General features: G+C 69.4%; 8 protein-coding genes. All 8 read right to left on the bottom strand.

Going from position 1 to position 9,922, the window contains the following annotated elements:
* Positions 1–63: 63 nt before the first annotated feature.
* The gene (locus ACN20J_RS49425; RefSeq protein WP_189844492.1) at positions 64–441 is read right to left on the bottom strand and encodes a hypothetical protein; all 378 of its coding nucleotides are present in this window, start codon (positions 439–441) and stop codon (positions 64–66) included.
* A gap of 2 nt (positions 442–443) precedes the next feature.
* A complete protein-coding gene (locus ACN20J_RS49420) occupies positions 444–899 on the bottom strand; it encodes a YbaB/EbfC family nucleoid-associated protein (RefSeq protein WP_189844491.1) in 456 nt (151 codons plus the stop codon).
* Between the two features lie 193 nt (positions 900–1,092).
* On the bottom strand, positions 1,093–4,722 hold the full coding sequence (locus ACN20J_RS49415; protein ID WP_419668727.1) for an AAWKG family protein: 3,630 nt from the start codon (positions 4,720–4,722) through the stop codon (positions 1,093–1,095).
* Between the two features lie 121 nt (positions 4,723–4,843).
* A complete protein-coding gene (locus ACN20J_RS49410) occupies positions 4,844–5,305 on the bottom strand; it encodes a type VII secretion system-associated protein (protein ID WP_189844489.1) in 462 nt (153 codons plus the stop codon).
* A 200-nt stretch (positions 5,306–5,505) separates the two neighbouring features.
* Positions 5,506–5,814, bottom strand: coding sequence for a WXG100 family type VII secretion target (locus tag ACN20J_RS49405; RefSeq protein ID WP_189844488.1), 309 nt, complete (start codon positions 5,812–5,814; stop codon positions 5,506–5,508).
* Positions 5,815–5,899: 85 nt separating this feature from the next.
* Complete coding sequence (locus ACN20J_RS49400; RefSeq protein ID WP_189844487.1) at positions 5,900–6,235, bottom strand: hypothetical protein; 336 nt, start codon at positions 6,233–6,235, stop codon at positions 5,900–5,902.
* A gap of 556 nt (positions 6,236–6,791) precedes the next feature.
* Positions 6,792–8,435 (bottom strand): type VII secretion protein EccB, encoded by a 1,644-nt coding sequence (gene eccB, locus ACN20J_RS49395; protein ID WP_419668726.1) that lies wholly within the window; start codon positions 8,433–8,435, stop codon positions 6,792–6,794.
* A 46-nt stretch (positions 8,436–8,481) separates the two neighbouring features.
* Positions 8,482–9,888, bottom strand: coding sequence for a type VII secretion integral membrane protein EccD (gene eccD / locus ACN20J_RS49390; protein WP_189844485.1), 1,407 nt, complete (start codon positions 9,886–9,888; stop codon positions 8,482–8,484).
* Between the last annotated feature and the right edge of the window lie 34 nt (positions 9,889–9,922).

Genomic DNA, 9,922 nt, shown 5'->3' with positions numbered 1-9,922 from the left:
TACCGGTCCGGGCAGCACGGAGCGGCCGCTCCCGGCATGCGGGAACGGCCTGCGGTGCGGAGGTCAGCGACGGCCATGCCCGCCCGGGCCGCCGTTGCCGTCCAGTCCATGGGTGTCGATTTCCCTGTTGTTCTGCTCGATGTCCTCGATGTTGGCGTCACGGGTGCTCTTCATCAGCCGGACCTGGCTGACAGTGGCGTCGGTGATGCCCACCAGAGCGTCGCGGATCGACATCATGGTCTCTTTGGTGGTCTGCCGCTCCTTCTGCTCCTGCGGCTTGGCCTTCTCGGCGAACTCGCCCTCCGTGCCGGGCCACCGGACCGTCGGGGCCAGTTCGTCGAAGAACTCCTCCGTCATGCTCCTGGTGAGGGTGCCGATCTCCTCCAGCTGCCCCGCCAGTGCCTCGATGCGCTGCGGATCGACGTAGTACCGCTCTCCCATGGTCAGTCCTCTCCGTCCTCGCCCAGCGCGTCCCGCCAGGCCGGGGTGGCCTGGCCGTCGCGTTCCGTGTCCTCGTCGTCCTCGCGCAGCACCTCTGGGCCGAAGATCTGCTCCCAGTCCAGCTCGAAGCCCTTCAGCTCCGGCACGTTGCTGCTGGGCTCCGTGAAGGGCGCCATCGCCTTCATCACATGCCGGTTCATCTTCGTACGTGCCGCGCTCGCCGCCTCCAGGACGCTGGCCGCCAGCTCCGAGGGCGACATGTCGCGGTACTTGTTCTCCAGGAACTCGATCCCGGTCAGTTCGCCCTGCGGGCCCACCACGGCACGGACCGCGCGGTCGGATGAGAGCACCGAGAACGACGCCTGGCGCAGCTCGCGCTCGGTGCGCGCGACCGCCTCCTGCGCAGCCTGGAGTTCGGCCATCGCCTTCTCCAGCCGCTTCTCCAGCGGTTCCGTCACGTCCGCTCCGCCCTTCTCCGTCGATCTCCGTACGCCCGGTCGTCGAGCCGTGTGCACGGCCCCGGCCCGAAAACCGGCAACTACCCTGCTGATCTTGCCTGGTGAGGTCTCTGCTGCGGAATCCGGAACGGGGTGGTATTCATCTCTCCGTTCCGGCTTCCGCTCGGTTCCGCTCCCTCGCCGGTGCCCGGCGCTACCGTCCGATGACGGCCGGGGTGCCGCCCTCCTCGGTGCCCCACACGTCGGCGTCCTCCTCCAGGTAGTCGTTGGAGCTGGTGACCCCGCGGCCCGGTTCGGCCTCCTCCTCGGTGGAGTCGGCGCCCGCGCCGCCGCCGGTGGTCGACACCCTGGAGGCCGGGGCCAGGAAGGTGTCGTTGTCCTCCTGGCGGTTCCAGGGGCTGCGGCGCCGGCGGTTGCGGCGCTCGCTCTCCTCGGCCGCATCGACCAGGACGGCGCGTACCCGCTCGCCGTTGCCCTTCTCGCCGCCCGCACCCATGCCGCCCATGCCGCCGCCCATCGGCATGCCGGGGGTGCCGGGTGTGCCAGGCGCGCCGGGGGTACCAGCCGTCGCGGCGGCGGGGCTGAGCGCGGAGGCCGTGCTGTCCGACAGGGGGGCGACGCCTGCCCCGCTGAACTCGTTCGAGGACAGGGAGTCCGACCCGGAGAGGCCACCGCCCAGGCCGCCGCCGCCCGCACCTCCGCCGAGACCCAGTTCGGAGAGCGGCACGTCCCGGGAGACGGTGCCGTCGCCGCCACCGACCCCGTTGAGGTCGCCGAGACCGTCGAGGATGTCCGAACGGTCGTTGCCTGCACCGGAGTTGAGGTCGTGAAGGTCCACCCTCTCGGTGTTGCCCTGCGGGTCGGTGAGGGTGGCGATGCCGGTGTCCGGGTCGATGACCTGGGTGCTGCCGTCGGGGAAGGTGGTGGTCAGCTGGCCGTTGTCGAGGGTGGTGACGGAGCCGTCCGGGTTGGTCACCGTGGCCCCGTGGGTGAGATCCGTGGTGGTGGTGTCGCCGTTCGCGTCGGTGGAGGTGAGCAGCCCGTTGTCCGGGTCGAAAGAGGTGCTGCTGCCGTCCGCGAAGGTGGTGGTGAAGTCGCCGGCGTCGTCGAGCGTGAGTTCGCCGCCGGTGGGGGTCTCCAGGGCGGATCCGTCGCTGTTGAGGTCCCCGAGGTTGCCGAGCGACTCGGTGGTCACGTCGTTGTCGATGTCGCCCAGGTCGCCGAGGTCGTTGATGTTGTTCTGACCGTTGAGGTTACCCAGGTCGCCCAGGTTCTCGGTGATCGTCTTGCCGTCCGGGTCGGTGGTGATCGCCTGGCCGGTCGACGGGTCGACGGTCTGCGTGGTGCCGTCGGGGAACGTCGTCGTCAGCTTCCCGTCGTCGCCGAGCGACGTCACCGAACCGTCGGGGTTCGTCACCTTCAGACCGTCGCCCAGATCCTGCGTGGTGACCGCACCGTCCGGCGAGGTGCTGGTGAGCAACCCGCTGTCCGGATCGAAGGACGTACTGCTGCCGTCCGGGAAGTCGGTGGTCAGCTCACCGGCGTTGTTCAGCTGGGTGTTGGTGCCCGTCGGGCCGTCGAGCACGCCGTCGCCGTTGAGGTTGCCGTTGAGGTCGGTGAGGCTGCCCAGATCGGTCGTGGTGGTGCTGCCGTCCGGGTTGGTCGTGATCGCCTGGCCGGTCGACGGGTCCACGGTCTGCGTGGTGCCGTCCGGGAACGTCGTCGTCAGCTTCCCGTCGTCGCCGAGCGACGTCACCGAACCGTCGGGGTTCGTCACCTTCAGACCGTCGCCCAGATCCTGCGTGGTGACCGCACCGTCCGGCGACGTGGTGGTGAGCAACCCGCTGTCCGGATCGAAGGACGTACTGCTGCCGTCCGGGAAGTCGGTGGTGAGCTTGCCTCCGTCGGCCTGGGTCTTCCCGCCGGTCGGGGTGTTGAGTGCGCCGCCCCCAGCGTTCAGTCCGCCGAGGTTGCCGAGGTTCTGGGTGACCGGGCCGAGGTCGGTCTGGCCCGGGCCGGTGCCGTCACCGTTGAGGTCTCCCATGTCGCCGAGGCTCTCGGTGGTGACCGGGTTGTTCTGGTTCAGCAGGTCGTCGGGGATGTCGAGGTTCTGCTCGTTGACCGCGTTGGGGTCGTTGAGCCCGCCGAGGCTCTCCTGCACGGCCTTGGCCTGTTCCTCGGCCTCGCGCTTGGCCTCTTCCTGCTCGCGCCGCTGCTCCTCGCGCAGTTCGTCGGCGTATTTCTTGTCCTCGTCGCGCTGCTGGTTCTGCTCGTTGCGGAGCTCTTCGGCTTCTCGCTTGGCCTCGTCCTGCTCCGCCTTCTGCTCGTTGCGGAGTTCGTCCTGGTATTTCTTGTCTTCCTCGCGTTGCCGGTTCTGCTCCTCGCGCAACTCGTCCTGGTACTTCTTGTCTTCCTCGCGTTGCCGGTTCTGCTCCTCCCGCAGCTCGTCCTGGTACTTCTTGTCCTCCTCGCGTTGCCGGTTCTGCTCCTCCCGCAGCTCGTCCTGGTACTTCTTGTTCTCCTCGTTCTGCTTCTTGAGCTCCTCCTCGGCCTCCTTGGCCTTCTTCTCCTCGTACTCCTCCGAGGCCGTGCTGGTCGACTTGGGCTTGGGCACGTTGTCCGCGAAGTCCTCGCCGAGGTCGAGGAAGTGGTTGTTCAGGTTGGACTGCACCGTGGCGGCGGGCTTGCCCAGGTACTCGGCGACGCCCTGGCTCCAGACCTTGACCGCCTTGTCGCCGACCTTGGCCCAGTTGGCGATGTCGGTCAGGTCGCCGTACTCGGGGTGCACCTGGGAGAAGCCTCCCTGCGGGCTGTGCCGGACGGTCGTGGTGTAGCGGGTGCTGGTCGACGTGATGTCCGTCTTGGCGACGTTGTTGCTGTCCACCCACTGGGCCAGTTCGTCCAGGACGTAGCGCAGCACCTGGTGCGGGTCGTAGTACGGGGACTTGGCCCATGCCAGCCAGGCGTCCAGCAGCTTGCTGGCGGCGTCCTCCAGGTACTTGCGGCCCAGCGACAGGGCGCGCGAGTACACCGTGTTGCCGGTGCCGGTCTCGTCGCCGGTGCCGGCCGAGGAGTCGAAGGTCTCGATGTAGTTGTCGTAGTTCTCGCGGATCTTCGTCAGCAGGCTGCGGAAGACCTCCGCCGCCTCACCCTTCCAGCTCGCGTCGTCCCTTCCGAAACGGTCCTCCCAGTCCTTCAGGACGACCGCGTGGTCCCGGAAGAACTTGGCGGCGTAGTCGAAGGAGTCGCCCGTCGTGTTGAATGAGTTCAGGTCGACCGCGTCGCTGCCGCCCACGCCCAGGTTGCTGAACCGGGCGTTCTGGGTGCCGCCCTTCAGCAGTTCGAGGAGCGCCGTCCGCGGCCCGTTCATGTACCGGGCGAGCGGGATGGTGGACATCTTGTCCTTGTTGTAGTCCGTGAACTCGTTGCCTTCACGGACCTGGGCGTCGTTGACGTTGTCGGAGCCCGGGCCGGCGAAGATGATCTCCTCGCCGGCCTTCACGCGGCCCTCGAACACGATGCGGGCCTGCATGATCTTCGTCTTCTTGCCGCCGTCGAAGAAGAAGATGTCGTAGTCCTCGCCGGTGTTGGTCAGGAACCCGGAGTCCTTGACCATCAGGCTGAGGCTGCGCTCCTTGATGTCCATCCGGAAGAGCTTGCCGCCGTGGTCGGAGCGGAGCGTGTCGAAGATGGTGTTGCGGTCCGGCACGGGATAGCCGGTGATGTGGGTGACCAGGGTGGCCCAGGTGTCACTCGACGGGTCGCCGGCGTTGTCGAACTTGTCGAGGTTGGTGCCGGAGTTGGGGTCGTAGCGATCGGCCACCAGGCGCCCTTTCTGGTCGGTTGCGGTCCGCGCCGGCCCACCGTGTCTTCGTACGGATGCGCAGGCGTGTGTCTCTTACGGGGGCGCCGGTCGGCCGTGGCCACCGCCGGCGCGAGGAGGGTCAGTCCTCTTCTTCCGTACTGCCGGCGGTGAGCGTGTCGACCTCTTCGAAGGTCTGCAGCAACGTCTGCGCGTCGATCGCGTCGAGGTTCTTGTTCTTCGTCTTGTTGGCCTCCTCGATGGTGTCCGAGAGGGCCTCCTTGAGTTCCTTGAAGAGGTCCATCTGGTCGCCCAGCAGCTTGTCGATGGCCTCGGCCGCGGTGCGGACGCCTGCGATCAGCTTCGGTCCCGAGACCAGGGGTTCGGTGACCATCTTGCCGATGCGCAGAAGCTGCTTGTCCTGGTCGAGGTTGTCCGGGGTGGTGTGCCCGTCGACGAGATGGCCCAGCGGGCGGATCGTGCTTCCGTCGCCCTCTTCACGGTGCTTCTTCGCAGCGGTGTAGACCGGTTGTACCTCGTTGTCCCGGAAGTTCTCCATCTGCTTGAGGTCGAAGTGCTTGACGTCTGCCTTCTCACCGGCCATGAGACGTTCTCCTGCTGCTTGGTGCCGGACGGGGATGCGGGGTGACCCGGTGGGGGGTTCCGCCTGCGGGCGACGGGGCCCGGCCCCGTCGCCCGGCCGCCCGCATGACACCGCCATGCGGGCGGCCGGGCGACTTCGATCGCACGTGCACGATGCCGGGCTCCCGTCCTCGGGACGGACGGAGAAACTCCGGTCAGACCCTAACGGGCCCGCACGTTGCCCCAGTTGTCGGCGCTCTTGCGCTCGTCACGGGAGTGATTGTCGTGGATGGTGCGGATCAGCTCACCGTTGTCACCGAGGAGCTTGGCCATGTTCTTGGTGGCGTTGTCCCACTCCGCCTGGACCACCCGGTACTGCTCCTGGTCCGCACCTTCCCAGGTGCTGACGAGCGGCTTGAGCTCGTCCTCCAGGTTGTTGAGGGTCGTGATGATCACCTGGGTCTGCTCCATCAATTCCTCGATGGCCTGCTGGACCTTGGGGTATTGCACGTCAATGATGCCGTCAGCCATGACGTCTCCTCTCGAAGGCCGGGCGCCGGGCCCGGGAAGCGCACGAAGTCCGGCTCCACACAAGGGGGCCGGTACCGCGGGTGGTTCAGCTCAGTGCTTCGAAGACGCCCTGGCTGGTCTTGCTGTTGAGAACCTCGGTCAGGTCCTGGTTCTCCTTCGCCAGGCGGTTGGCGGAGGTCACGTTCTCCTGGAGCGCGTCGATCATCGTGCTGATCTGGATGACGACCTTCTGGGCCTCGGCGTTCCAACTGCGGAAGAGCTTCAGGAGGGCCTGGCCCTCGTCACCGCCGACACCCGAACGCGCTGCGATCTCGGCGACGTTGTTCTGGGTTTTCTCGACCTGGTCCCGGGCCGACTCCAGAGAGGAGACGCCCCCCAAGCCCTTGGCATAGTCCGCTTTCCTTGCGGCGCTGTCCGCCATGTCACGCTCCCTTCGTTCAGGCGCGTCTCACGCACCGTTGCCTGCTGAGGCTAAAGAGAAAATAGGGTTCCGCGCAATGCGTGCAGGCATCAAGGGAGCAACAGCCGGTTCGGTAGAATTCGCCTGTATGGCACCGGAGTTGTGCGAACGTTGCAGCTGGATGAACGCTCGCACCCCGGCGCCGGGAAGCAGGAAAGGAACCCCCCACCCGGTCACAGGCAAAGCGGGCGGAAAACGGGCACGCACACAGGCCGAACGGTCACCGGAAAACCCGTCCCGCCAATGCGCCTGCGCCCACGGGATTGCACCGGTGCGAACGGCCGCGATATTTGAGCTTCTTCTGAGGTTTCGCCTTCTTGTCGACCTCACGAGAAGCCTTCGTGTCGTGTCTTCGTATCCGATCCGCGCATCCGATGCCAGGTCATCGGTCGACTTCACATTGTCGACTTGACGTCATAGGCGCCGAGTTCGGCTTAGTGCGTTCCCGTGGCCGCTCATTTCCTTTTCCTTTTCCCCCGGCATGGTATGGGCCGCTTGCCGGGATCGGATGGTGGTGTCAGCTCTGCGACACGGTGCCCGCCGAGACCGGCTTGCCCGCCTCCCCCACCTTGTCCGCCTTCTCCGTCTTGTCCGCCGCGTCGGCCTGGTCCGTCCTGCCCGCCTCTTCGCTCTCCCCGGGCTTCTCCGCCCGGCCGGCGTCGCCGCACTCGGGAGCGGTGGCCTTGGGCTCCGTGACTCCCGCCGCGGCGGCCGGGTCGAGGTCGGCGCCGGTCGGGAAGGCCGCCAGCATCGGGGCCGGGACCGAGTCGATGTCCGAGGCCTGGTAACCGAGCGCCGACAGCGAGTCCTTGGCGGAGACGCGGTACTTCACGCCGTTCTCCGCCACCAGATAGGTGGTTCCGGCGTGCGCGGCGCCGCTGGCGTGCAGGGCCCGGACCAGGGCGCCGTGCCCCGGCCGCACCACCGTGGCCTCGGTCGGGACACAGGCCGGCTCCAGCGGCTCGGCGGTGCCCGCGGACACCGCGACCGGGGTGAGCTGGGTCAGCGGGACCAGCACGGACCTGATCCGTACGCCGCCGTCGTCGCCGTCCACCTGCGCGCAGAGCGCGGTGCCGCGTGACGCGGACTGCGGGAGCGGCGGGGCGTCGGGCAATTCCGCGGATTCCGCGGCGCCCAAGTCCTTCGCCCGGTGCTCGCGCAGCGCGTCCGCCCCGACCGTGCGCACCTGGGGCGACTGCCCCTTGTAGGCGTCCTTCTGGGTGGCCGGGTCACCCAGCACCAGGGCGGCGCCGAGCCGGGTCAGCGGCACCAGGCCGTCCTTGCGTAGCAGGTGGTAGGTGCTGCCGCCGCCGGGGACGCTGACCTTGAACAGCTGGCCGACACGGCTCGCCTCACCGCCGAGCACGGGGCCCTCCTCGCCCCGGCCCGGCACCGCGGGCGGCTTGAGGGTCGGGGCGGGAGCCAGCGCATCGAGGAAGGCCGCCGAGACCGACATGGCCCTCTGGGAGCCGTAGCCAAGGGCGTTGCGGGCATCGGACTCGCGGTCCAGCGGCAGCCTGCTGCCCCGCCACACCAGGTACTCGGTGCGGTCCGGGCCGCGTACCAGCACGCCCCGGTCGCGGCCGATGCCGCGAGTGTCCACGGGCATCCCGGCCACGACGGTGGTGGCGCCGGGCTTGTCGACCCCGGTGGTGGCCACGACGCCGGAGGTGTTGGCCAGTGCCCCGTCCGGTCCGGTGACGCACATGTGCCAGGCGCCGTCGTCGAGCCGGCCGGACGCCGGTACGACGTCCGGCGCGCCGGGTATGCCCACCGGGGCGCCCACCGGGACGCCCTGCAGGGAGGGCGTGCGGACGTCCGCGGTCGCCAGGTCGGAGCCGCCGACCAGCCGCGCCGAGGCGTAGTTGAGCACCGGATGCAGTACGCCGTCGGTGCCGGTCCACAGATAGCGGGCGCCGGTGTCCCGGTTGACCACCAGGTGCTCACCGTCGCGCCAGCCGTCGTTCCCGCCGGGGCGCAGCAGACCGTACACGGTGGCGCCCGCGCCGATCAGGACGGTCACCAGGACACCGAAGACCACACCACGGGTGGTGCGCCCCAGCGGGCTCTCCGGGGCGTCCGGGTCGGCCAACAGCAGGCCCGAACTGAGCCTGCCCATCATGAAACTGTGGGCGTGAACCTGGTCTCGTTTGGACTGCACGGCCTCTCCTCAACTCCTTCTCCATGCCCGGGTGTACGGGGTGTGCTCAGCCGAACAGGCCGCGCAGCCAGCCGAAGAGCCCCGCCGCCCAGAGGGCGAGCGGCAGCAGTGCCACCGCGAAGCCGGTGTGTGCCAGTTCCGCCGCGCGGCCCCAGTACGGCAGCACCCGGCGGCCGGGGACCGTCCAGGCGGCGATCACGAGTGCGGCCGCGGCGGCCAGCAGCGCCGCGAAGACGATGACGCGCGCGTCGCTGTCGTCGGCCACCGCCCAGGCGCGGGCGAGCAGCAGCAGTCCCAGGACGCCGGGCACGGCCAGGGTCAGCCGCTGCGAGATGTGCACCAGCCCCCGGCAGTGCAGGAGCAGCAGCAGGGTCAGGGCGACGGAGGTCAACACCTCGGGCAGGTTGGGGCCCTCGGTGAGGACGACCAGGGCTGCCGTGGCGATGATGCCGGTGGCGGCGAAGAGCGCGGTGACCCAGCGTCCGGCCAGCAGGGTGCGCTCGGCGACCTCGTCGCCCGCGTAGGGCTCGATACCCTCCTGCAGCTGGGCGGCGGAGGACGGCAGCGCGGGCAGTCGCATTCCGGCCAGTTTGAAGGCGAACGGCGCAACCGCTCCGGCGGCGAGCGAAACCACGGTCGCCACCAGCGCCACGGAGGCGGGCACGGACAGGCCGGAGTACCCCATGAGGCCTCCGGCCACCGCGGTCGCCATCGAGACCAGCGCGGTGGCGAACAGGGCCGGGGCGCCGACCGCGGTGGCGGCGAGCGCGAGGACCGCGCCGCCGGCGCCCGCCGCGCCCGCGGCGAGCAGCCGCGCGCCGACGACCTGGGCCGCGTCCGGGCCGGTCAGGTCACCGCCGGGCAGCAGCCAGCCGGCCAGGGCCAGGCAGGGTGCGACCAGCAGGCCGAGCGCGGTCGCGGAGACGCGGTCGCCGACCGCGCGGCTGGCCGAGCCCGCGCCCGCGAGCAGCAGCAGCCCGGTCACGGCCGCGAAGGCGACCGGAGAGAAGCCGGTGCCGTCGGCCCCGGGCCAGAGCACCAGGGCGAGGGCGGCCATCACGGTCGCCACCGCGGTGCCCACCAGGAGTCCGCGGGCCGCCTCCGGGCGCCAGGTGTTCAGCCGCCGGCCCGCGGTGTCGGCTATGCCGTCCACCAGGTCGTCGAGCCGGGCCTCGGGCAGTGCCTCGGTGTGCGGACGCAGATAGAGCACGGCGCCGTCGACGAGCCCGGCGCGGGCGAGGGTGGTCTCCTCGTCGAGGGGTGCGTCGCCCAGCCGCTGGAGCACCCAGCCCGCGTGGTCGAGCCCGGTCTCCTCGGCCTCCTCGCCGACATAACGCAGCAGCGTGGGCAGGAGATCGGCGACCGGCACATCGGCCGGCACGGCCAGATCGACGGAGACGCTTGGCGCACGTACGGTCAGGCGGCACAGTTGGGCCACCGCACTGTCGGTCATCAGCTGAACTCTCGTCTTCCGTGGGGGCTTTGAC

The sequence above is a fragment of the Streptomyces sp. 2-1 genome (genome assembly GCF_048564895.1).
Classification (GTDB): domain Bacteria; phylum Actinomycetota; class Actinomycetes; order Streptomycetales; family Streptomycetaceae; genus Streptomyces; species Streptomyces phaeochromogenes.
Note: the sequence above shows the minus strand (reverse complement) of the source record. Positions and strands in the feature narration are given on the sequence as shown.